At 70.5% G+C, this 21,239-nt stretch carries 21 protein-coding genes; 7 read left to right on the top strand and 14 right to left on the bottom strand.

The genetic code is table 11. The annotated features are described in order from the left end of the window. The first annotated feature begins 68 nt into the window (after positions 1 to 68). Positions 69 to 1,454, top strand: coding sequence for an oxygen-independent coproporphyrinogen III oxidase (gene hemN, locus ABS78_RS00520; RefSeq protein ID WP_293373790.1), 1,386 nt, complete (start codon positions 69 to 71; stop codon positions 1,452 to 1,454). A gap of 266 nt (positions 1,455 to 1,720) precedes the next feature. Here the strand turns inward: hemN and ABS78_RS00515 are convergent, their stop codons facing one another. From ABS78_RS00515 to ABS78_RS00455, 13 genes are all read right to left on the bottom strand, one after another. Then, positions 1,721 to 2,155 carry a response regulator gene (locus ABS78_RS00515; protein WP_293373788.1) on the bottom strand — a complete coding sequence of 145 codons (435 nt, stop codon included), beginning with the start codon at positions 2,153 to 2,155 and terminating at the stop codon, positions 1,721 to 1,723. A 32-nt stretch (positions 2,156 to 2,187) separates the two neighbouring features. Further along, positions 2,188 to 2,796, bottom strand: a complete 609-nt coding sequence (fixJ, locus tag ABS78_RS00510; RefSeq protein ID WP_293373786.1) for a response regulator FixJ — start codon at positions 2,794 to 2,796, stop codon at positions 2,188 to 2,190. Then, positions 2,789 to 4,234, bottom strand: a complete 1,446-nt coding sequence (locus ABS78_RS00505; protein ID WP_293373784.1) for a PAS domain-containing sensor histidine kinase — start codon at positions 4,232 to 4,234, stop codon at positions 2,789 to 2,791. Before ABS78_RS00505 ends, fixJ begins: the two co-directional genes overlap by 8 nt. A 128-nt stretch (positions 4,235 to 4,362) precedes the next feature. After that, positions 4,363 to 5,211 carry a universal stress protein gene (locus ABS78_RS00500; RefSeq protein ID WP_293373782.1) on the bottom strand — a complete coding sequence of 283 codons (849 nt, stop codon included), beginning with the start codon at positions 5,209 to 5,211 and terminating at the stop codon, positions 4,363 to 4,365. Positions 5,212 to 5,232: 21 nt separating this feature from the next. After that, positions 5,233 to 5,592 carry a c-type cytochrome gene (locus ABS78_RS00495; protein WP_293373780.1) on the bottom strand — a complete coding sequence of 120 codons (360 nt, stop codon included), beginning with the start codon at positions 5,590 to 5,592 and terminating at the stop codon, positions 5,233 to 5,235. 17 nt (positions 5,593 to 5,609) lie between these two features. Then, entirely contained in the window at positions 5,610 to 6,479 is an 870-nt protein-coding gene (locus tag ABS78_RS00490) for a universal stress protein (RefSeq protein ID WP_293373778.1), read from the bottom strand. A gap of 70 nt (positions 6,480 to 6,549) precedes the next feature. Next, complete coding sequence (locus ABS78_RS00485) at positions 6,550 to 7,203, bottom strand: helix-turn-helix domain-containing protein (protein WP_293373776.1); 654 nt, start codon at positions 7,201 to 7,203, stop codon at positions 6,550 to 6,552. A gap of 139 nt (positions 7,204 to 7,342) precedes the next feature. Next, positions 7,343 to 8,560 (bottom strand): MFS transporter, encoded by a 1,218-nt coding sequence (locus ABS78_RS00480; RefSeq protein ID WP_293373774.1) that lies wholly within the window; start codon positions 8,558 to 8,560, stop codon positions 7,343 to 7,345. 109 nt (positions 8,561 to 8,669) lie between these two features. Beyond that, positions 8,670 to 10,208 carry an ABC transporter substrate-binding protein gene (locus ABS78_RS00475; RefSeq protein WP_293373772.1) on the bottom strand — a complete coding sequence of 513 codons (1,539 nt, stop codon included), beginning with the start codon at positions 10,206 to 10,208 and terminating at the stop codon, positions 8,670 to 8,672. Next, positions 10,208 to 11,083, bottom strand: a complete 876-nt coding sequence (locus ABS78_RS00470) for an ATP-binding cassette domain-containing protein (protein WP_293373770.1) — start codon at positions 11,081 to 11,083, stop codon at positions 10,208 to 10,210. Before ABS78_RS00470 ends, ABS78_RS00475 begins: the two co-directional genes overlap by 1 nt. Then, positions 11,080 to 11,883 (bottom strand): ABC transporter ATP-binding protein, encoded by an 804-nt coding sequence (locus ABS78_RS00465; protein ID WP_293373768.1) that lies wholly within the window; start codon positions 11,881 to 11,883, stop codon positions 11,080 to 11,082. The genes ABS78_RS00470 and ABS78_RS00465 overlap by 4 nt, the downstream gene beginning before the upstream one ends. Continuing rightward, the gene (locus tag ABS78_RS00460; RefSeq protein ID WP_293373766.1) at positions 11,880 to 12,689 is read right to left on the bottom strand and encodes an ABC transporter permease; all 810 of its coding nucleotides are present in this window, start codon (positions 12,687 to 12,689) and stop codon (positions 11,880 to 11,882) included. The genes ABS78_RS00465 and ABS78_RS00460 overlap by 4 nt, the downstream gene beginning before the upstream one ends. Beyond that, positions 12,686 to 13,606, bottom strand: coding sequence for an ABC transporter permease (locus ABS78_RS00455; protein WP_293373764.1), 921 nt, complete (start codon positions 13,604 to 13,606; stop codon positions 12,686 to 12,688). The genes ABS78_RS00460 and ABS78_RS00455 overlap by 4 nt, the downstream gene beginning before the upstream one ends. Before the next feature lie 211 nt (positions 13,607 to 13,817). On the opposite strand from ABS78_RS00455, the gene ABS78_RS00450 reads away from it, so the two are divergent. Beyond that, entirely contained in the window at positions 13,818 to 15,080 is a 1,263-nt protein-coding gene (locus ABS78_RS00450) for a Xaa-Pro peptidase family protein (protein WP_293373762.1), read from the top strand. A gap of 12 nt (positions 15,081 to 15,092) precedes the next feature. On the opposite strand, the gene ABS78_RS00445 is transcribed toward ABS78_RS00450, so the two are convergent. Beyond that, complete coding sequence (locus tag ABS78_RS00445) at positions 15,093 to 16,034, bottom strand: hydroxymethylglutaryl-CoA lyase (RefSeq protein WP_293373760.1); 942 nt, start codon at positions 16,032 to 16,034, stop codon at positions 15,093 to 15,095. Between the two features lie 87 nt (positions 16,035 to 16,121). On the opposite strand from ABS78_RS00445, the gene ABS78_RS00440 reads away from it, so the two are divergent. Genes ABS78_RS00440 through ABS78_RS00420 form a run of 5 tightly spaced genes read left to right on the top strand, consistent with a single transcriptional unit; the run spans position 16,122 to position 21,202 of the window. After that, positions 16,122 to 17,264 (top strand): CaiB/BaiF CoA-transferase family protein, encoded by a 1,143-nt coding sequence (locus ABS78_RS00440; protein WP_293373758.1) that lies wholly within the window; start codon positions 16,122 to 16,124, stop codon positions 17,262 to 17,264. Then, positions 17,261 to 18,682, top strand: a complete 1,422-nt coding sequence (locus tag ABS78_RS00435; RefSeq protein ID WP_293373756.1) for a 3-isopropylmalate dehydratase large subunit — start codon at positions 17,261 to 17,263, stop codon at positions 18,680 to 18,682. Before ABS78_RS00440 ends, ABS78_RS00435 begins: the two co-directional genes overlap by 4 nt. After that, the gene (gene leuD / locus ABS78_RS00430; protein ID WP_293373754.1) at positions 18,682 to 19,338 is read left to right on the top strand and encodes a 3-isopropylmalate dehydratase small subunit; all 657 of its coding nucleotides are present in this window, start codon (positions 18,682 to 18,684) and stop codon (positions 19,336 to 19,338) included. Before ABS78_RS00435 ends, leuD begins: the two co-directional genes overlap by 1 nt. Before the next feature lies 1 nt (position 19,339). Further along, positions 19,340 to 20,290 carry a polysaccharide deacetylase family protein gene (locus ABS78_RS00425; protein ID WP_293373752.1) on the top strand — a complete coding sequence of 317 codons (951 nt, stop codon included), beginning with the start codon at positions 19,340 to 19,342 and terminating at the stop codon, positions 20,288 to 20,290. Beyond that, on the top strand, positions 20,291 to 21,202 hold the full coding sequence (locus ABS78_RS00420) for a polysaccharide deacetylase family protein (RefSeq protein ID WP_293373750.1): 912 nt from the start codon (positions 20,291 to 20,293) through the stop codon (positions 21,200 to 21,202). It begins immediately after the preceding gene. The last annotated feature ends 37 nt before the right edge of the window (positions 21,203 to 21,239 follow it).

Genomic DNA, 21,239 nt, shown 5'->3' with positions numbered 1-21,239 from the left:
GAGCGGTTCATCGGGGGGCCGTTGATCTGGATCAGGGCGCGAGGTCGCGGTCCGGGCGATAGGTCGGCATGAGCATCGATCCGATCGTCACCGCCCGCGCCCGCCGCCAGGCCGACCTGGTCGCCCGCTACGACGGTCGCGCGCCGCGCTATACGAGCTATCCCACCGCCGTGCAGTTCGGCCCGCATGTGGACGAGGCCGTCTATCGCGGCTGGCTGGCCGGGCTGGCGGCGGACAGGCCGGTCTCGCTCTACGTCCATGTGCCCTTCTGCGCGCGCCTGTGCTGGTACTGCGGCTGCAACACGCGCGCGGTGAACCGGTACGAGCCGGTGGCGGACTACCTGAGCCTCCTGCTGCGCGAGGCGACCCTGCTGCGCGAGGCGCTGCCGCGCCGGCTGGCGGTGAGCCACATCCACCTGGGCGGCGGGTCGCCGAACATGCTGACCCCTGAGGATCTGGACAGCCTCTTCGCGGGTCTCGCGGGCGCCTTCGACATCCCGCCCGACGTCCAACTGGCCGCCGAGCTGGATCCTGCCCACCTTACCCGTGACTGGGTCGAGGCCGCCGCCTTCCACGGTCTGAACCGCGCGAGCCTGGGCGTGCAGAACCTGGACCCAGCGGTCCAGCAGGCCATCAATCGGCAGGAGACGTTCGAGCAGGTGGCCGACGCCGTCGGCTGGCTGCGCGACGCTGGCGTCGGGTCGGTCAACATTGACCTCATGTACGGGCTGCCGCACCAGACCGTGGCCAACACCCTGTCGACCCTGGAGGCGATCGTCGGCCTCGCGCCCGAGCGCATCGCCCTGTTCGGCTACGCCCACGTGCCGTGGATGAAGGCGCACCAGCAGCTGATCGACGAGGCCGCCCTGCCGGGCCCGGTGGCGCGGCTCGACCAGGCCGAACAGGCGGCCGTCCTGCTGGCCGCGGCGGGTTATGTCCGCGTGGGCCTGGACCACTTCGCCCGTGCGGACGACCCGATGGCCCAGGCGCTGGAGGCCGGCGCGCTTCGCCGCAACTTCCAGGGCTACACCACCGACGACGCCGAGGTGCTGCTGGGCCTGGGCGCCTCGGCGATCGGACGGCTGCCGCAGGGCTTCGTCCAGAACGCGGCGCAGGAGGTGACTTGGCGGGCCGCGGTGGCCGCCGGGCGGCTCCCCGTGGCGCGCGGCGCGGAGCTGACGGCGGACGACCGGTTCCGGGGCGAGATCATCGAACGGCTGATGTGCGACCTGTCGGTCGATCTGGAGGCGGTCTGCCGGAAGCATCGGCGCGTGCTGGCCGACCTGGCCGGAGACATCGAGGCCCTGGCTCCGTTCCTGGCCGATGGCCTGGTCCGCCTTGAGGGCGCCCGGCTGCGCGTGGTGGGCGATGGCCGCCTGGTCGTCCGCTCGGTCTGCGCCGCCTTCGACACCTATTTCGCGCCCGAGGCCGGTCGGCATTCGCGCGCACTGTAGAGCTTTTGATCGGGATCAAGGCGGACGCCCTGTGCGGGGGCCATTCTCCACGACGAAAGGAGACCGATCCATGATCACCCCGTTCCTGAGCCTGGTCCTCGCTGGCTACGCCGCCTTCATCGGCGTGGTGCTGTACGTCTGGATCAAGGACCGGCTGGGCGACTCCCGGGCGTAGCCGCCGCGGGTTTCCGTCCGGCGAGGGGATGGTCTCCGCCGTGCCCCCCCCTGTAAGCGCCGTTCAGCTTCGGCTGGGCGGCGCTCTTTCTTTAGGTCGCGCGTGCGGCGATGGCGTCGCGTATGGCCGGCGCCAGCAGGTCGCCCGTCAGGGGCTTCTCCAGGATCGGGACGGCCGCTTCGGCGGCGGCGGCGCGGAAGGCCGCCTTGGGATGGCTGGTGATGAGGATCGCGGGCACGCCCGCGCGCCGGTCGCGGAACAGGCGCAGGGTTTCCAGGCCCGAGGCGCCCGGCAGACGCTCGTCGATGACCAGGCAGTCGACCGCGGCGTCCGGCGCCGTCAGCAGCAGGGCCTCGCCGGACTCGAAGGTCTCGACGCGGAATCCTTCGAGGTCGAGGGTGAAAGCCAGCGCCCGCCGCACGGCGTCGTCGTCGTCGACGACGAAGACGATGGGCGGGTCCGGAACGGGCGCAAGCATGGGGCCAGGATGCGGCGGCGGTCCGGCGCGCGCCTTGATATGCCGCAACATTTCCAGGCCGCAGCCCTGACGCCTGCGCCCTAGAATCCGGCCAGGAGGGCGATGCGGACCAGTTCCGAGAGGCCGTTCGCGTGGGTCTTGCTCATCACGTTCGCCCGGTAGACTTCGACCGTGCGGGGGCTGATGCCCAGTTCGTGAGCGATCACCTTGTTCATCTTGCCGGCGATGACGCCGCGCAACACGTCCTTCTCGCGGGGCGACAGGCTGGCCAGCATCTGCTCGAAGCGCTGCCGCTCCTGATCCTGCACCCCGGTCTTCTCCTGCTCGGCGATCGCGGTGCGGATCGAGCGGATCAGGGTCTCGTCCTCGAACGGCTTCTCGATGAAGTCGATCACGCCCGCGCGCATGGCCTCGACCGCCAGCGGCACGTCGCCGTGGCCGGTGATGACGATGACGGGCAGGGCCACGCCGCGCTCCTTCAGCCGACGTACGAGGTCCAGGCCGCTCATCTCGGGCATGCGGACGTCGGTGACGATGCAGCCGTGGGTCAGGGACTCGGCCACCTCCAGGAACTCGGGCGCCGAGCCATACGCCCTGGCGGGCAGGTCGTTCATCTCCAGGACGAAGCCCAGCGACACCCGCACGGCCTCGTCGTCGTCGATCAGATGCACGACCGGCTCACTACTCATCGTCCGTCAGCTCCTCCTCGCGCACGCCGCGGAGGGTGAAGCGAAAGACCGCCCCGCCCGCGGGATTGGGTTCGGCCCAGATCCGTCCCCCGTGCGCCTCGATGATGGTCCTGGAGATGGACAGCCCGATCCCCATGCCATGCGCCTTGGTGGTCATGAAAGGCTGGAAGAGCTGCCCCGCCGCTTCGTCGCTGATTCCGTGGCCGGTGTCCGAGACCCAGACCTCCACCAGGTCGTCGGCCGCGGGCTTCGCGCCCACGACCAGATCCTTGCGCTCGGCGCCGTCCATCGCCTCCACCGCGTTGCGGATCAGGTTGAGCGCCACCTGCTGGATCTGCACCTTGTCGGCCAGCACGAGGTTCACGCCGGGGTCCATCTCGAAGCGCAGGCGGACGTTGCGCTCGCGGGCGCCCACCATCGCCAGGGCGCCGGCCTCTTCGAGCAGGGTCGGCAGGTTCTCGATCCTCCGCTCGGCCTCGCCCTTGGCCACGAAGTCGCGCAGGCGACGGATGATGTGGCCGGCGCGCAGGGCCTGGTCGGCCCCCTGGGAGATCATGTCCTCCAGCCGCGCCACGTCGGTGGGCTGGCGCTTCAGCAGGACCAGGCAGCCCTTCATGAAGTTGGTGGCCGCGGTCAGGGGCTGGTTCAGCTCGTGCGCCAGCGCCGAGGCCATCTCGCCCAGGGCGGTCAGCCGCGAGACGTGGACCAGTTCGCCCTGGAGATCCTGCAATCGCCGCTCGGCCGCCTGGCGCTCGCTGAGATCGCGGACGAAGCCCGTGAAATAGCGCCGCTCGCCCGAGTGCATCTCGCCGACCGCCAGCTCCATGGGAAACGTGGTGCCGTCCTTGCGCTCGCCCACCACCACGCGGCCGATGCCGATGATCCGCCGCTCGCCCGTCTGGAGGTAGCGGCCCAGATAGGCGTCGTGCGCCGAGCGGTAGGGTTCGGGCATCAGTTGGCTGACGTTCCGGCCGATGGCCTCGTCGGCCGACCAGCCGAACTGGCGCTCGGCGGCGGTGCTGAACGACTGCATGATCCCGTGCTCGTCGATGACGATCATGGCGTCGGGCACGGTGTCGAGGATCGACTGGAGATGCGCCTCGCGCGCGGCGAGGTCCTCGACGGCCGCCGCCGCCGCGCGCGCATAGCGGTTCATGGCCTGGCCGGCGAAGCCGCAGGCCAGGCCGATGGCGATGAACAGCACCATCGAGATCACGCTCTGGGGATCTCCAGCGATGGCGGAGCCCAGGGTCAGCAGATAGAAGGCGAGGGCGAGGGCCGTGGCGAGCAGCGCGGGGCCCACGCCGCCGAACGCGCCCGCGGCCAGCACCGCCGGGATGAAGAGCAGGAAGTCGGGCCGGCCGTCATAGGCGCCGTCGAGGAACATCCGGACAGCCGCGCAGGCGCCGCCGGCCGCAATGGCGACACCGTAGCCCACGGCCCGGCCCGGAAATGCGCGCCCCCCGCGAAGTGTCGACTCCGCATCCACATCGTCACCCCTACGGCCGACGGGCGCCGGTGACAAGCCGGGGGCGATCTCCGCCGTGGTGCGACGCGCCGCGCCGCTCAGTGGGACATCAGGACCGGGCAAGGCGGGGCTTCCAGCACGGCCGCCGTGGCGCCGCCGAGGACGAACTGGCGCAGCCGCGCATGGCCGAAGCCCCCCATCACGAGCAGGTCCGGCGCGGCGTCCGCGACGAAGTCGCCCAGGCGCCGGCCGATCGTCCGACCTTCGCCGCCGCGCTCGTCGACGACGGCCTCGATCCCGTGGCGCGCCAGGTGGCGGACCAGCGGCGCGGCCCCCCCCGCGACCACCTCGGTCTTCTCGCCCAGGGCGGCGAAGATCGAGACCCGGTCGGCGCGCGCCAGCGCCGGGAGGGCGTCGGCTGTCGCCCGTGCGGCCCGGGCGCTTCCATCCCAGGCGACGGCGACGTGCCGGAAGCCGTCGGCTGGCGCGACCTCGGCCGCCTCGGGATAGACCAGGATCGGCCGCCCCGACCCGAACAGCAGGGCTTCGGCCAGGCTCCGGTCGGCGGCGACCTCGGGGCCGATCGGGGTGAGCGCCAGATCACGGGTGCGGGCGACCCGGCAGATGGCTTCGGCCTCGTCGTACAGCGCCACGGACAGCGTCTCGGTGCGCAGGGCGACGCCCGACTCCTCGGCCGCGATCGCGGCGCAGGTCGCCTCCAGGCTGGCCGTCGCGGCGCTGCGCGCCGTCTCCAGGCTGGCGATCCGGTCGAAATCCATGAGCGCGCGGGCGAGGGGATTGCCCACCTGGGGGATGTCGATCCGCGGGACCAGCAGCGTCAGGTCGCCGCCGAACCGTCGCGCCAGGGCCACGCCGCTGCGCAGCGCCCTATCGGGGGTGGCGTCGGGATAGGTGAGGGCGGTGAGAAGGATGTCGCGGAAAGGCATGTCGAAGGTCTCCGCGCCGGCTCACTCCCGGCGCATGGTCTGAAGATAGGCGATCAGGTCCTCGGCCTCGGAGACCGTGAAGCTGACCGGGGGCATGCGGTCGAAACCGTGCTCGGCGACCTCGGTGAAGCGCTTCTGGAGGGAGACCGCGTTGTAGCGCCGCGCCAGATCCCGGAAGGACGGCCCGTCCTGCGCCCCGCCATCGTCGAGGCCGACGGTGTGACATCCGGCGCAGCGGCGCGCCGCGAAGGCGGCCCCCCGTTCGGCGGCGGGGTCCAGTCCCGCCACGGCTGGCGCCGCCGGCGTGGTGGCGCAGGCCCCCACGCCGAGAAGGGGAAGGCCGAGGGCGAACAGGCCCAGGATGATCGCCGGTCTTCGCATGGGACCTCGCCGTCGGTTCAGTGGCTCATCAGGATGAACCGGCCGGGCCGATGAATGAAGTCGTCGGTGACCCCGCCGAAGACCCATTCCCGCAGCCGGCTGTGACCGAAGGCCCCGCACACCAGGAGGTCGGCCCCGGCGTCGTCGGCCACCCGCTGGATCTCCTCGCTGACCGCGGCGCTGTCCAGGCGCGAGACCTGGCCACGGGCCGGAACGCCGTGGCGGCGCAGGCTTGCGGCGACGTCGGCGACCTCGGCCTCGGCCGCCTCGGCCGAGTCCGGCTTGCAGACGGCCAGGACGATCACGTCGGTCGCAGCCGACAGAAACGGAAGCGCATCGTGCAGCGCGCGGCGGCACTCGCGCGTATTCTTCCAGGCGACGACGACAGCGTCGCCCCGCAGTCTGCGCCGGCCTTCGGGGACGATCAGGACGGGGCGGCCCGCCGTCATCACCACGTCGGCGGGATCGGCCGAGCGGGCCCGGCCGCCGGTCTGGCGGCCGCTGGCGACGATGAGGTCGGCCGCACGGGCGTGACACGCCAGGGCCTCGTGCGGATAGGCCTGCTCTGTGCGCCACTCGACGTCCGCGCCGGCGGCGTCGCGGCGGAAGGCGGCTTCGGCGGTCTTCAGGTCCTTGAGGATCTGGTCCTGGATCAGGGCCACCCATTCGCCAGCCGCATAGCCCGAGAACGGATCGGGCGTGGGAAACGGGTCGAACGTCTCGGCGCCCAGGCCGATGAGGCGGGCGTCGAGATCGCGGGCGAGCTGGGCCGCAGCCGCGACGCGGGCGGATGCGCCGGCGCCGGGTTCGGCGTGGACCATGATCGTCGCATATGCGGGCGTCCGGGCGGCGGCCTGGGCGGCGGGTCTGTCCTCGGTCTTCTGCATGGGAAGGCTCCACGTCTCGGGGGGACGGCCGGCGCTCATGCCTGCGGCCGCTCAGGCGGAATTCGGACGTTCAGGCGGCCAGCGCTTCGAGCGCGGTCCACTTGCGGATCTGGAAGCGGCGGGTCGAGGGGAACTCCACGATCGACTCGCCCTGGAGCTGGGTCAGCATCCGCGACACGGTCTCGATCGTGAGGCCCAGGTAGTCGGCCATGTCCTGGCGGCTCATGGGCAGTTCCACCTGGCCGTCGGCCTGGCGCTCGGCCATCGCCATCAGGAAGCAGGCCACCCGCTCGCGGGCGCTCTTGCGGCCCAGCATGACGACATGGTCCTGAAGGCGCTCCATCTCCTGGCGGGTGGCTTCGAGGATGGCGCGGTCGAGTTCGGCGTCGCCCGCGAAGGCGCGCACTGCGCTGCGGCGCACGAGCTGGACCTCGCAGTCGGTCAGGGCCTCGGCGGCGAAGCGGTGGTCGGGGCCGGGCTCCAGCCCGAACAGGTCGCCGGGATAGTAGAAGTCGCCCACCTGACGGCGCCCGTCGACGGTGAGGCGGCTGGTGCGGACCACGCCGCGGACCACGCGGTACAGAAGCTCGGCCTCCTGGTCCTGGGCGTAGATCTCCTCGTCGCGGGCGAAGGCCTGCCGGCCGCCATGCCGCTCGAAGGCCTGGGTCAGCGCCGTCGCGGGGCGGGCCGTACGGGGGTCGCTCATCGGGTATGCCAGGGTCATCGCCAGCTCCAGGGTCGATGACGAAGAGGTACGGCCCGGGCGGTCGTGCGGAAATTTGGGAGCGCCCCCTAAGTAGCGGTACGGAGGTGGCCTGAGGCGATCTGGGGGCGCCTGGCGCGGCCACCGGTATCCCTGGTGTTCAGGCCTCGGTCGTCGGGGTTCCAGCCCAGACGGGTCTCCATGCGAGCGAGCCGAAGAGCGCGGCGCCCAGGGCGAACAGCGCGGCCGCGCCCCAGAGGGCGATCTGGTATCCGCCGCTTATGTCGTAGATCGCCCCGACCAGCGGCGCGCCGACGCCGTTGCCGAGGCTGAACATGGCGAACAGCCAGCCATAGATCGCGCCGTATGCGCCCATCCCGAAATGCCGGGCGGCGAAGAAGGAGAGGAAGTCGATCTCGGCGCCCGCCGCCAGCCCGAGCAGGACGACGGCCACGACGATCGCGGGGCGGCTGTCCCCGCACACGGCGAGGATCGCCATCGCCGCCACGGGCGCGAGAAGCGTCAGCCCGGCGACCAGGGGCGGGGAGAACCTGTCCAGCAGGCCGCCGACGATCACGCGGCTCAGGAACACAGAGATTCCCATCACCCCCGCCAGTTTCGCCGCCTCGACGGGGGCCAGCCCCCGGTCGGTGAGCAGGGGCACGAGGTGGATGATCGCGCCGCTCTGGGCGGTGATGAGCACGAGGATGGCCAGGGCGATGGTCCAGAACGCTCCGGTGCGCAGCGCCTGCGCCAGGGTCAGGCCGGGAAGCGCCCGGCTGTGCGACACGCGTTGCGGCTCCGGACCCGGGCGCAGCAACAGCGTCACCAGCGGAAGGGCGACCAGCACGGCGAAGGCGGAGATTCCGAGATAGCCGCTGCGCCAGCCGTGGTTGACGATCAGCCACTGGACGACGGGCACGCCCACGACGCCTGCCGAGGCGCTGCCCAGCAGAGTCAGGCCGAGCGCCAGGCCCCGGCCGCGGACGAACCGACTGCTCACGGCGCGTGTCCAGCTCACCGGCGAGGTGGCGCACCCCAGCACCGCCACGGCGAGACAGGCGGCGTAGAAGGTGGCGAGCTGCGGCCCGGCGCGGGAGACCAGCACGAAGGCGATCGCGATCCCGATCAGCGACGGCGCGGCGACCCTGCGCACCCCGAAGCGGTCGATCAGCCAGCCCACAAGGGGCGCGGTCGCCACCGTGCCCAGGGTGATGAAGCTCATGCCCAGGGTGATCTCGCCGCGGGTCCAGCCGAAGGCTTCCGACAGCGGCTTCACGAAAAGGCCGAAGGTGTAGAACGCCAGTCCCGTCAGGCCGGCGCAGGCGCCCGCGGCGGAGGCCAGGATGGTGGGCCAGCCCGACCGGAATTCGCCCATGTCGATCCCCGTTCGAGTCACCTGCGCCGCGCGGGTTCGCCTGAAACCATCGGGCATGGCTTCTTGGGGTGGCGATCGCGGAATCCGTCGTTGCGCCGGCCGCGGTCGATCACGGCGCGTCGCCCGTCCGCCAGGTCATGACTTCGTAGCGGGGCACGCGCTGGCGCATGCGGAAGTTCCGGATATCCGGATTGTAGGCCACCACGTCGCGATGCTCGACGATGAACACGCTGGGCGCGGCCTCGCGATAGGCGCGGGCCAAGTCCTGGAAGGCCTTCAGACGCTGGCCGTCGTCCATGATCTGCTTGGCCTCGTCGAGCCGGGCGGTGATCTCGCGGTCGCAGAAGAAGGGGTTCGCGCGATTGCACGAGAAGTCCTCCATGGGGCGGGTCACGTCGTAGTACTGATAGGTGTTCCAGGAGATCGAGAAAGCGTCGCCGGTCCAGGTGTTGGTCGTGTACCGGCGCATGTGCTCGGGGAAGGTGAGCACCTTGAGCGTGGTGGGCACGCCGATCTGGCGCCAGTACTCCGCCACCTGCTCGGCGATCATGTCGTCGCCGGGAGAGGTGTCCTTGAGCACGTTCAGGACCAGCGGGAACCCGTTCGGATACCCGGCCTCGGCCAGCAGCCTGCGGGCCTTTGCGGGATCGTAGGGGTAGGGCGGGATCGTCGGATCGTATCCGAAGGCTTCGCGCGACGCCGGCTGGCCCGAGGGCGTCGGCGCGTCCAGCAGCGAGCGCGAGATCGTCGCCTTGTCGAGGGCGTAGTTGAGGGCCTGGCGTACGCGCACGTCCTGCACCGGCGACTTCGGGTCGCCGCCCGCCACGCGGAAGGTGAAGCCCTTCACCTGGCCGGACGGCGTCGTCAGGATATGGATCCCGTTGCGCTTGAGGCGGGGGGTCTCCTCCAGGTCGACGAAGGCGATGTCCACGTCGCGGGAGAGCAGGGCCTGAGCCCGGGCCGAGCCGTTCGGCAGTTCGACGAAGGTGACCCGTTCGATGGTGGAGCCGCGCCAGCTCTTCGGGTTGCGGCTCATGGTCAGTCGACGTCGCGCCGGATCCCAGTTCGTCACCATGAAGGCGCCCGTGCCGATGGGGCGCTGGGCGAACGCGTCGGGCCCCAGCCGCTTCCAGGCGTCGGGCTCCACCATGTAGACGGCCGACATCCGCTTGGGGAGGATCGGGTCGGGCGCGGTGGTCTCGATATCGACCTGATGGGGTCCGATGGCCTTGGCGCCCTTGAGTCCGCGCAGCTCGCTGCCCATCAGCGTGCGGCGGCCGGCGGGGGACTTGAGCCAGTCGATCACGGCCACCACGCTGCCGCTGTCGAAGGGCTTGCCGTCGCTGTAGACGACGCCCTCGCGCAGGGTGAAGCGCCACACGGTCGGCGAGATCAGCTCCCAGCTCGTGGCCAGAGCCGGCTGCAGGGTGGCCTGTTCGTCGAACTGGGTCAGGCCGTCGAAGATCCCCGACCACAGGAGGCTGCCGGGCCGGCCGTTGCCGCGGAACGGATTGCCGAGGCTGGGCGGCAGGGCGTTGAGCGCGATCCGCAGCTCGTCGGTCTTCGGCGCGGGCCGGGGCGCACAGCCGACGCCGGAGAGGAGAAGGGCGCCGGCGAACAGGCCGGCCAGGAGCTTGCGGGCGAACATCAGGCGACGGACTCCGGGCGGGCCAGCAGCCGGGCGACCGCCATATCGGCCTTCTCCGACTCGCCGCTCGCGAGCGCATCCAGGAGGTCGGGGTCTCCCAGCGCCGCCTTGGGGTCGAGCGCTGCGGCCAGCAGCAGACGGGTGTAGGGCGAGCGGGGCGCCGCCATGATCTCGCGCGTCGGACCGTGCTCGACGATCTCGCCGTCGCGGATCACGCACACCGTATCGGCGAGCTGAGCCACCATCCGCATGTCGTGGGAGATGAACAGGATCGCGATCCCGAGCCGGTCGCGGATGTCGTGGAACAGCGTGGCCATGCGCGCCTGGGCCGTCAGGTCCAGGGCCGACAGGGCCTCGTCGGCGATCAGCAGCCGCGGCGACATGGCGAGCGCGCGCGCGATGGCCACGCGCTGCTTCTGGCCGCCGGACAGCGCCCGCGGGCGGCGCTCCAGCAAGGCCAGGTCCAGGCGGACCAGGGCCATAAGCTCCTCGATCCGCGCGCGTCGCGCTGCGGCGTCGCCGAAGCCGGTGACGATCAGGGGTTCGTCCAGGATGGCGCCGATGGTGTGATTGGGGTTCAGGCTGGCGTCGGGGTCCTGAAAGACCATCTGCACGGCGCGCCGCGCCACCGACGCGGCGCGGCCGCGAGCCCCGCCCAAGGGCGCGCCGTCCAGCAGGATGCGGCCGGCGGCGGGTTGCAGGATGCCGGCGACGCCCCGCGCCAGGCTGGACTTGCCGCAGCCGGATTCGCCGACGACGGCGAGGATCTCACCGCGCTGGATCTGGAAGCTGGCGGCCTTGACGGCGCGATGCGCGCCGCGACCCTTGCCGTAGACGATGTCGAGGTCCTGTACGTCCAGCAGGGCGGAGGTCATAGGGCGGCCATCAGGCTGCGGCGCGAGGGCGCACTGGCGATCAGTTCCCGTGTGAAGGGATGCTCGGGCTCGGTGAGAAGCCGGTCCGTCGGTCCCTGTTCCAGCAGCCGCCCGTCCTTCATGACGGCGATGCGGTGGCAGATCGCGGCGGCGACGCTGAGATCGTGGGTGATGAGCAGGCAGCCGCGGTCCGCGGCCTCACGCTTCAGCAGCGCCAGGATCTGGAGCTGAACGGTGGGATCGAGCGCGGTGGTGGGCTCGTCGGCGATCAGCAGGGCCGGGCGGTTGATCAGCGCCAGCGCGATCATCGCCCGCTGGCGCTGCCCGCCCGAAAGCATGTGCGGGTAGCAGTCCACCGAGGCGTTCTCGCCGGGCAGACGCATCTGGCGCAGCGACTGGATGGCGCGGTCTCGCGCGTCGCTCTCGGTCGTCCGCTGATGCCGCTGGGCCGACTCGATCAGCATCGAGCCGATCGTGCGGACCGGGTTGAACGACGACAGGGGGTCCTGGAACACCACGCCGACGTCGCGTCCGCGGGTGGGGCGCCGGTCGGCGTCGGACAGGGCGTCGATCCGGCGACCGGCCAGATGGATCTCGCCGCCGGCGACGCGGACGCGCGGCGGCAGCAGCCCGGCGATGGCGAAGGCCGACAGCGTCTTGCCCGAGCCGCTTTCGCCGACCACGCCCAGGATCTCGCCCCGTGCGATCGACAGGCTCAGGCCCTGAACCAGCGCGCGGGGCCCACCCGGCTCGGCGACCTCGATGGTCAGGTCGCGGACGTCGAGGACCGGTTCGCTCATTGCGTGCGCTCGCGCAGGTGCTGGCCGAACAGTTGCGCCGTGATGATCAGGATCACGATGGCCCCGGCCGGGGCGATCAGGAGCCAGGGCGCGTCGTACATGTAGGTCCGGCTCTCGCTGAGCATCGCCCCCCAGGTGGCCGCGCCCAGCGGCGCGCCGATGCCCAGGAACGAGAGCGCGCTTTCGGCGATGATCATGTCCGCGAAATGGAAGACCAGCAGCACGGATAGGGACGGGATCAGGCTGGGCAGCACATGGCGCAGGTACAGGCGGATCCGGGACATGCCCATCATCTCGGCCGCCAGAACGTACTCGCGCTGGAAGATGGCGCGGCCTTCGGCGTAGGAGACCCGGGCGAACACCGGCCAGGTGATCAGGCCGAGAGTCAGGACGACCGACCAGATTCCGTCGCTTCCCAGGATGGCGATGACGGTCACCGCCAGGACGAAGGCGGGGAACGCCTGGGTGAACGTCGTGATCTGCCGCAGCACGGTGCTCAGCCAGGACTCGCGGCGGGCGGCCACCAGGCCCAGCGTCACGCCGATCGCGAAGGCGATGGCCGTCGACAGGGTGGCGATGCTGACCGACCAGCGCAGGCCGGCCAGAAGGCGGGCGACCACATCGCGGCCGAACTCGTCGGAGCCCAGGAGGTAGCCGTGGCTGAGCGGCGCGCTCAACCGGTTGTCCTGGAGCATGGCGTGCGGATCGAGCCGGGCCTCGATGAGGCCGCCGAACAGGATGACGACGAGGCAGAAGCTCGCCACCACCGCCATCAGGAGCGTGGTCCAGTGCGGGCGCGCGATCATGTGGAGCGGGCCATGCTGCGGCGGCGCGGGTCGAACAGGACCTGCACGGCCTCGGTCGCCGCGTTGCTGAGGAACACGCTGATGACGATCACCAGGGCGATGGCCTGAACGACGGGGAAATCCAGGTTGAGCGTCGACTGGACCAGGAGCCAGCCGATGCCGGGCCAGGCGAAGATGGATTCGATGATCACCAGCCCGGTGAGCATGAAGGCGATCTCGGCGCCGATCAGCGCGACCGCGCCAAGCAGCGCGTTGGGCAGGACGTGACGCCAGAGGATCTCGCCGTCGGTGGCGCCTATGGAACGGGCGGTGCGCACGAAGTTGGAGCCCAGGGCGGCGCGGGTGTTGGCCTCGACCACGCGGATCAGCTTGGGAGCCAGGAACGAGACCACCGAGACGACGGGCAGCACCCAGGTCTCCGGGCCGCCGTAGCCCACCGAGGGAAACCACTCGAGACCGACGGCGAAGATGTTGACCAGCAACAGCGCGAAGACGAAGCCCGGAAAGCCCTGCATGACCGTGAGCACCCCGCGCACGACGCTGGATAAGCGGCTGCGGCTCTGCCCCAGCCAGGCGCCGATCGGCACCGAGACGAGAACGTTCGTCGCGACGGCCGCCGCGGCGAGGCCCAGCGTGGCCGGATAGGCCATCAGAACCTTGTGGAGCGCCGGCTGGCCGTCCTGTAGCGAAACCCCCAGGTCCAGGTGCAGGACCTTCCAGAGGTAGATCAGGTATTGCTCGATCAGGCTCTTGTCGAAGCCATAGGCGGCCCGGATCTCGGCGAGCTGCGCGGGCGTCGCGCTTTCGCCGGCCAGCATCACGGCGGGGTCGCCCGTCAGCCGGACCAGGAAGAAGAGCACGGTCGTCGTCGCCAGGGCGACGAACGCGAGGTCGCGAAGGCCCCTCAGCAACCGCATCTGACTATCCGACAAGTTCGTGCCCCGCGTGTGCCCGTTGTTCGGACTGGATGTATCATTCAAAATGCATCTTCTGCCGTCAAGCGCGTCCAGCCGGAGGATGTGCGCTCCATCGGGAGATGTTTTTGTTTGCATACGCCGCGGGCGCCTGCGAGCGTCGGCCAACCAAATTGGCATTAATATGAATACATCTTGGGGGTGATGGGAAGCGATGCTGCTCAACAAGGCGCGCGCCTACGAGGTGATGGACCGTCATGGGTTGGACGCCCTGATCGCGGTCAGTCCGATCAACGTGCAGTACCTCAGCGACTACATCGGCCCCCTGATGCGCATGGGGCGGACCTTCTACAACTATGCGCTCTTGCCGCGTCGCGAGGATGCGCCGGCGGCGCTGGTCGTCAATGGCGTCGAGTACCATCGGCTCATCCGCAATCCGGCTGACACCTGGATGCCCAACATCCGCGGCTATCTGCACCCGATCTACAAGGATCGCCGGGATTTCGACCCCGATGTCGAGGACGCCGAGGCGATCGAGGAGGTCATGCGCTGGCCGATCCGCCACGAGACCCTTTCGGAAAGCGACGAGGCCTATCTGGCCAAGGTCGAGGGGTTGCGGGGCGGCCACGCGGCGAATGCGCTCTATGCGCTGAAGCAGGCGCTGCGGGACGCCGGGCTGGAGCGTGCGGTCATCGGGAGCGACGATCCCCGCGTCGGCCCCTGGCTGGAGCAGGTGGGGCTGCCGGGCGTCGAGGTCCGCGATGCGCTGAACGTCTTCCGCGAGATCCGCATGGTGAAGTCGCCCGCCGAGCTGGACCGGTTGCGCGCCGTGGCGCGGCTGAACGAGGCCGCGCTGGAGACCGCCCTGGCGACCCTGCGGCCCGGCATGCCGACGGCCGAGTTGCAGACGACATACAATGTCGAGATCGCCCGGGGCGGCGGCCGCGCCGTCTATCTGGCGACCGGGCATGGCGGGCCGAACCTGCCGCCCGGCGTGGTGGTCGAGGGGCATTCGATCACCTTCGACGCCCTGTGCGAGCTGCGGGGGTACCACGGAGACCTGGGCCGTGTGGCGATCTGCGGCGAGCCAAGCCCCGAGCTTCAGGCCCGGATGCGCGCCGTGCAGATCGGCTGCGAGGTGGCGTACGGCATGATCAAGCCGGGCGTGACGGGCGCGGCCGTGACCACGGCGCTGATCGAGGCGATCCACAAGGCGGGCTTTCCGGGCTACCTGTTCGCGACGCCGCATTCCGTGGGGCTGGAGCACTCGGACCATCCGCTCCCGATTGGCCCGACGCTGCCGGGCGGGCAGGGCGAGTTCGTGTTCCTGGAGGACATGGTCTTCACGATCGACATGCCGTACCGCGAACTGGGCTGGGGCGCGCTCCACGTCGAGGATCAGGTCCGGGTGACGGCGACCGGCGTCGAACCGTTGACGAGCTGCGATGTCTCGCTGCGCGTGCGGCCCGGAGCCTAGAAGGCCGGGAGCCTAGGCCGCGCGGGCGGGCGCGAAGCCCAGCGGCAGGCCCGCGTCGGGGACGAAGCCGTACATGGGCTCGTCCGGGAGGACGTCGGTGACGATCTTGCGGACCGCCAGCAGCTTGTCGAGATCGACGCCGGTGCGCAGGCCCATCGCTTCCAGCATGAAGGCCAGGTCCTCGGTGACGATGTTGCCGCTGGCGCCGGGGGCGAACGGACAGCCGCCGATGCCGCCCAGGGACGAGTCGATGGTGTCCAGGCCGGCGTTGAGCGCCGCCACGACGTTGGCCAGGCCCAGGCCTCGCGTGTTGTGCAGGTGGATGCCCGTCAGCTTGTCGTCGCCCACCACGCCCCGGATCAGCTTCACCAGCCGGCCGACCTCGGCCGGGTTGGCGTAGCCCGTGGTGTCGGAGAGCCCGACCTCGTCGCAACCGGCCGCCATAAGCCCTTCGGCCATCCGGGTCAGGGTTTCGTCGGGGATCGGGCCCTCCAGAGTGCAGCCGAACGCGGTGGAAAGGCTGCCCTCGAACTTCGGACGCTGGTCTGCGGGCTGGGCGGCGACGAGGTCGGCGATCGCCTTGGCCTCGGCCAGCACCTGGGCGTGCGTGCGCCGCAGGTTCTTGAGGCTGTGGGTCTCGCTGACCGATAGCGGCAGGGTGAGCTTGTGCGCCCCGGCCTTCACGGCGGCTTCGGCGCCGCGCAGGTTCGGGACGAGAACGGCGACGGTCAGGCCCGGGATCGTCCGGGCGAAGGCCACGACCTCGGCCGTGTCGGCCAGTTGCGGCAGAAGGCTGGCGGGAACGAACGACCCCACCTCGATCTCGCGGACGCCGGCGGCGGCCTCAGCGGCGATCCACGCCTTCTTGGCCTCCAGCGGCATGATCGCGGAGATGCTCTGCAGGCCGTCGCGGGGGCCAACCTCGCTGATCAGGACGTCGATGCCGGCGTTCATGGTCGCTCCGCCTAAAAGATCATTTGATATAATGTTAGATCAAATATTAGGATGTCGCCAGCCCTGAAGCGCGGAGTTTCCGAACCCATGACTGACACCCTGCCGCTCCACGGGCTGAAGGTGGTCGAGTTCACCCACATGGTCATGGGGCCGTCGGCCGGCCTGATCCTGGCCGACCTGGGCGCCGAGGTCACGCGCGTCGAGCCGCCGGGCGGGGACCAGACGCGCCGCCTGCTGGGCTCGGGCGCGGGCTACTTCCCGATGTACAACCGCAACAAGCGCAGCATCTGCCTGGACCTCAAGGCGCCCGACGACCTGGCGGCGGCCAAGGCGCTGGTGGCGGCGTCGGACGTCCTCATCGAGAACTTCCGGACCGGGACGATGGACAAGCTGGGCTTGGGCTATGCGGCGCTGAAGGCGGTCAATCCGAGGCTGATCTACTGCTCGGCCAAGGGCTTCCTGTCCGGCCCCTATGAATCGCGGACCGCCCTCGACGAGGTGGCCCAGATGATGGGGGGGCTCGCCTACATGACGGGCCCGCCGGGGCGGCCTCTGCGCGCGGGCAGCTCGGTGATCGACGTCACCGGCGGGATGTTCGGCGTGATCGGCATCCTTGCCGCGGTGGAGCAGCGCCATCGCACGGGCGAGGGGCAGCAGGTGAACTGCTCGCTGTTCGAGACCACCGCCTTCCTCGTCGGCCAGCACATGGCGCAGATGGCGGTGACGGGCGTGGCGGCCCAGCCGATGCCGGCCCGCATCTCGGCCTGGGCGATCTACGACATCTTCGAGACGGCCGACGGCGCCAGCGTGTTCGTGGGCGTGGTGAGCGACGCCCAGTGGAAGGCGTTCTGCAAGGGCTTCGGCCTGGCCCTGGGCGACGACGCCAGCCTGGACCTGAACAACGCCCGCGTCCTCGCCCGCGACCGGATCCTGCCCGAGGTGAGGGCGCTGTTCAAAAGCTTCGCCAAGGACGAGCTGATGGCGAAGCTGGAAGTGGTGGGCCTGCCCTTCGCGCCGGTCTCGCGGCCGGAGGACCTGTTCGACGATCCGCACCTGCGATCAGGCGGGCTGGTCCCGGTGACCCTGGCCGACGGCCGCGAAACCTTCCTGCCGGGCCTGCCGTTGGAGATGGGCGGCCAGCGTCTGGGCGTCACCCGCGACCCGCCGGCGCCGGGCGCCGACACCGAGGCCGTGATGGCCGAACTGGGCCTGCGAGGCCCCGTCGCATGAGCGGTCCGCAGACGCTGTTCGACAGGATCTGGCGCACGCATCTCGTCCGGGCGCTTCCCGAGGACGTCGGCCTCGTCCTGATCGATCGCGTGCTGCTGCACGAGCGCACGGGCGGCGTGGCGCTGAAGAGTCTCCAGGCCGCCGGTCGCCCGGTGATGGCGCCCGCCCAGACCTTCTGCACCATGGACCACGTGGTCGACACCTTCCCCGGCCGTACGGACAAGACCGTGATGCCGACGGGGACGTCGTTCATCACCCAGACCCGCGACGCCGCGCGCGAAGCGGGCATCACGCTGTTCGACATCGGGGATGAAGGGCAGGGGATCGTCCACGTCATCTCGCCCGAGCACGCCCTGGTGCTGCCGGGCGCGACCCTGGTCTGTCCGGACAGCCACACCTGCACCCAGGGGGCGATGGGGGCGCTCGCCTGGGGGATCGGCTCCACCGAGGCCGAGCATGCGCTGGCCACCGGGACCTTGCGGATCGCCAGGCCGCGCACGATGCGGATCACGGTCGCCAACCGGCTCGCCCCCGGCGTGACGGCCAAGGACCTGGCGCTGGCGGTGGTGGCGAAGATCTCGGCGTCCGGCGCGCGCGATCACGTCGTCGAATACGCCGGCGAGGGTGTCGAGGCCCTGTCGGTCGAGGAGCGTCTCACCCTCTGCAACATGGCGACCGAGATCGCGGCGTTCACGGCGATCGTCGCGCCGGACGACAAGGTGTTCGAATACCTCGAGGGTCGGGCCTACGCGCCCAAGGGCGAGGCCTGGGACCTGGCGCTGGCCGAGTGGCGCGGGCTGCGCTCGGACCCGGACGCCGTGTTCGACAGGGAGGTGACCATCGACGCGGCCGAGATCTCCCCGATGGTCACCTGGGGCGTCAGTCCGCAGCAGGGGGCGCCCATCGGCTCGGCGGTCCCGGACTACGACGCGGTGGCGGACCGCGACAGCCGCGAGGCCTATGACCGGGCGCTGGGCTACATGGACCTGACGCCGGGCCAGCCGCTGGAGGGGCTGCCGATCGGCGCGGCGTTCATCGGCTCGTGCACGAACAGCCGGATCAGCGACCTGCGCCGGGCCGCGGCGCTGCTAAAGGGGCGACGCGTGGCGGCGGGCGTCAAGGCGATCTGCGTGCCGGGCTCGACGCGGGTGAAGCATCAGGCCGAGGCCGAGGGACTGGACCGCGTCTTCCTGGACGCGGGGTTCGAGTGGCGGGAGTCGGGTTGCTCCATGTGCTTCTTCGCCGGCGGCGAGAGCTTCGGCGAGCGCCAGCGGGTGGTGTCGTCCACCAACCGCAACTTCGAGAGCCGCCAGGGGCCGCAGACCCGCTCGCATCTGGCCTCGCCCGAGACGGTGGCGGCCTCGGCGATCCGCGGCGCCATCGCCGACCCCCGCAAGCTTGCTCCGGAGCCGGTCTGATGGAACCCTTCAGCCGCCTGACCTCGGTGGCCGCTCCGCTGGTGCGGGCGAACGTCGACACCGATGCGATCATCCCGTCGCGCGAAATCCGGAGCGTCTCCAAGACCGGCCTGGCCGACGGCCTGTTCGCCGGGTGGCGCTATACCGAGATCGGCGGACGGACGCCCGACCCGGCCTTCGTGCTGAACGATCCGGCCTATGCGGGCGCGCAGATCCTGCTGGGCGGTGAGAACTTCGGCTGCGGCTCCAGCCGCGAGCATGCCGCCTGGGCGCTGGCGGAGTACGGCTTCCGGGCGATCGTCGCGCCCAGCTTCAACCCGATCTTCTTCAACAACTGCGTCCGCAACGGCATCGTGCCGGTCGTCCTGGCGGCCGAGCGGGTCGCCGTCCTGGCCGCTGCGGTCGCCGAGGACCCGCAGGGCCGGCGGGTGACGGTGAGCCTGGAGGACATGCGGATCGCCGGGCCGGACGGCGAGCCGACGCCGTTCGAGCTGGGCGACGAACAACGCGAAATGCTGCGTCATGGCCTGGACGCCATCGACCTGACCCTCCGCTGGCGCGACGAGATCGCCGCCTTCCGCCAGGCCGACCGCAGCCGCCGACCCTGGATCTATCTGACCGCCCCGAGCCCCACGTCCCGCAGCGAGGTCGCATAAGATGCACGCCGAGCCGAACCTCTACGACTACTGGCCCTATCGCGACCGGCCGAAGGTGGTCTGGCCGGGCGGCAAGAAGCTGGCGTTCTGGATCGCGCCGAACATCGAGTTCTACGAATTCAATCCGCCGAAGAACCCGCTGCGGCCCGGCTGGCCCAGGCCCGCGCCGGACGTGGTCGGCTATTCCCAGCGCGACTGGGGCAACCGCGTCGGCCACTGGCGGCTGATGGAGCTGATGGACAAGTACGGGATGCGGGGTTCGATCTCGCTCTCGACGGCGCTGATCGACCACCATCCCGAGATCATCGAGGCCTGCGTCGCCCGGAACTGGGAGTTCTTCTCCCACGGCATCTACAACACCCGCTATTCCTACGAGATGGACGAGGCGCAGGAGCGCGCCATGATCGAGGACTCGATCCGGACCATCCAGGCCGCCACCGGCCAACGGATCCGCGGGTATCTCGCGCCGGCCCTGACCCATACCGAGCGCACCTTCGAACTGCTGGGCGAGTACGACTTCTGGTACAGCTGCGACCTGTTCCAGGACGACCAGCCTCAGCCGCTGAAGACCCGGCAGGGCAAGGTCGTTTCGATGCCGTATTCGCTGGAGGTGAACGACGTCATCACCTACGGCGCGCTGGCGATGGACCCCTGGCGCTACGCCGACATCCTCAAGCGACACTTCGATCAGCTCCTGGAGGAGGGCGCGACGAGCGGCACGGTGATGTGCATTCCGCTGCACGCCTATCTGGTCGGCCAGTCGCACCGCATCCGTCCGTTCGAGGCGGCGCTGAAGCACATCGCCGATCATGCCGACGACGTCTGGATCGCCACGGCCGCCGAGATCGCCGGCCACTACCGGGAGGCCCACTGGGACGGGACCCTTGGCGACATCCGCCGGCGGGGTCTCGAGCGGCCGGGCTTCGGTTTCGCGGCGGAAGAGGAGGCCTGAATGGCGCTGCCCCCCGACTATCTCGAGTACCCGCTGCGCCGGTACGGCATGGACCAGGACCGCTATGCCTGGCGGCCGGCGGGCGCGCGCGAGCCGCTGGCCTGGGCCGACGGGCGACGGGTCGCGGCGATGATCGTCGTGCCGATCGAGTTCCACATGCTCAATCCGACCGGGAAGCCGTTCAAGTCGCCCGGCGCGATGGTCACGCCCTATCCCGACCTGCGCCACTTCACGACCCGGGACTATGGCCTTCGCGTCGGCGCCTTCCGCCTGCTGGACGCCTTGAAGGCGCGGGGTCTGAAAGCGACCTTTCCGGTCAACGCGGTGCTCCTGGATCGCGTCCGGCCCCTGGTCGACGCGATCCTGGCCGATGGTCACGAGATCGCGGCCTACGGATGGGACACGGACCATATCCATTGGAGCGGGATGGAAGTCGCCGACGAGCGCGCCGTGGTGGCCAGGGTGCGCGCGGCGTTCGACGCCGCCGGCCTGAAGCCGCGCACCTGGATGAGCCCGGCGCGCCAGCAGTCCTTCGCAACCCTGGACCTGATCGCCGAGGCCGGCTTCGACATCTGCCTGGACTGGGAGCAGGACACGGTGCCGGTGGCCATCCGAACCGACAGCGGCGCGATGACCGCCGTTCCCCTGTCCAACGAACTCGACGATCGCACGCTGCTCTCGGACCGCCGCCAGGACGAGCGGGTCTGGGCCGCGCAGATCGGCGAGGCCGTCGCGTGCCTGAAGGACGAGGGCGAACGTTGCGGCGGCCAGGTCCTCGGCTTCACGCTCACGCCCTATGTGGCGGGGCAGCCGTTCCGCATGTGGGCGGTGCGCGAGATTCTGGCCGGCCTGGCGGACGACGCGTCCGTCTGGGCGGGGACCGCGGCCGAGATCGTGGACGCCGCGGCGTGACAGTCCGCCTGTGGGCGTGCAGTTAAGGCGCAGCGGG

The sequence above is a fragment of the Phenylobacterium sp. SCN 70-31 genome, assembly GCF_001724605.1.
Classification (GTDB): Bacteria; Pseudomonadota; Alphaproteobacteria; order Caulobacterales; family Caulobacteraceae; genus Phenylobacterium.
Note: the sequence above shows the minus strand (reverse complement) of the source record. Positions and strands in the feature narration are given on the sequence as shown.

Bases quoted from the DNA above. Each gene is read 5' to 3' on its own strand.
- ABS78_RS00485 (WP_293373776.1), bottom strand. From the start codon at position 7,203: ATGACCCTGGCATACCCGATGAGCGACCCCCGTACGGCCCGCCCCGCG.
- ABS78_RS00435 (WP_293373756.1), top strand. From the start codon at position 17,261: ATGAGCGGTCCGCAGACGCTGTTCGACAGGATCTGGCGCACGCATCTC.
- hemN (WP_293373790.1), top strand. From the start codon at position 69: ATGAGCATCGATCCGATCGTCACCGCCCGCGCCCGCCGCCAGGCCGAC.
- ABS78_RS00500 (WP_293373782.1), bottom strand. From the start codon at position 5,211: ATGCCTTTCCGCGACATCCTTCTCACCGCCCTCACCTATCCCGACGCC.
- ABS78_RS00455 (WP_293373764.1), bottom strand. From the start codon at position 13,606: ATGCGGTTGCTGAGGGGCCTTCGCGACCTCGCGTTCGTCGCCCTGGCG.
- ABS78_RS00480 (WP_293373774.1), bottom strand. From the start codon at position 8,560: ATGGGCGAATTCCGGTCGGGCTGGCCCACCATCCTGGCCTCCGCCGCG.
- fixJ (WP_293373786.1), bottom strand. From the start codon at position 2,796: ATGAGTAGTGAGCCGGTCGTGCATCTGATCGACGACGACGAGGCCGTG.
- ABS78_RS00420 (WP_293373750.1), top strand. From the start codon at position 20,291: ATGGCGCTGCCCCCCGACTATCTCGAGTACCCGCTGCGCCGGTACGGC.
- ABS78_RS00495 (WP_293373780.1), bottom strand. From the start codon at position 5,592: ATGCGAAGACCGGCGATCATCCTGGGCCTGTTCGCCCTCGGCCTTCCC.
- ABS78_RS00465 (WP_293373768.1), bottom strand. From the start codon at position 11,883: ATGAGCGAACCGGTCCTCGACGTCCGCGACCTGACCATCGAGGTCGCC.
- ABS78_RS00425 (WP_293373752.1), top strand. From the start codon at position 19,340: ATGCACGCCGAGCCGAACCTCTACGACTACTGGCCCTATCGCGACCGG.
- ABS78_RS00440 (WP_293373758.1), top strand. From the start codon at position 16,122: ATGACTGACACCCTGCCGCTCCACGGGCTGAAGGTGGTCGAGTTCACC.
- ABS78_RS00470 (WP_293373770.1), bottom strand. From the start codon at position 11,083: ATGACCTCCGCCCTGCTGGACGTACAGGACCTCGACATCGTCTACGGC.
- ABS78_RS00450 (WP_293373762.1), top strand. From the start codon at position 13,818: ATGCTGCTCAACAAGGCGCGCGCCTACGAGGTGATGGACCGTCATGGG.
- ABS78_RS00445 (WP_293373760.1), bottom strand. From the start codon at position 16,034: ATGAACGCCGGCATCGACGTCCTGATCAGCGAGGTTGGCCCCCGCGAC.
- ABS78_RS00475 (WP_293373772.1), bottom strand. From the start codon at position 10,208: ATGTTCGCCCGCAAGCTCCTGGCCGGCCTGTTCGCCGGCGCCCTTCTC.
- ABS78_RS00460 (WP_293373766.1), bottom strand. From the start codon at position 12,689: ATGATCGCGCGCCCGCACTGGACCACGCTCCTGATGGCGGTGGTGGCG.
- ABS78_RS00490 (WP_293373778.1), bottom strand. From the start codon at position 6,479: ATGCAGAAGACCGAGGACAGACCCGCCGCCCAGGCCGCCGCCCGGACG.
- leuD (WP_293373754.1), top strand. From the start codon at position 18,682: ATGGAACCCTTCAGCCGCCTGACCTCGGTGGCCGCTCCGCTGGTGCGG.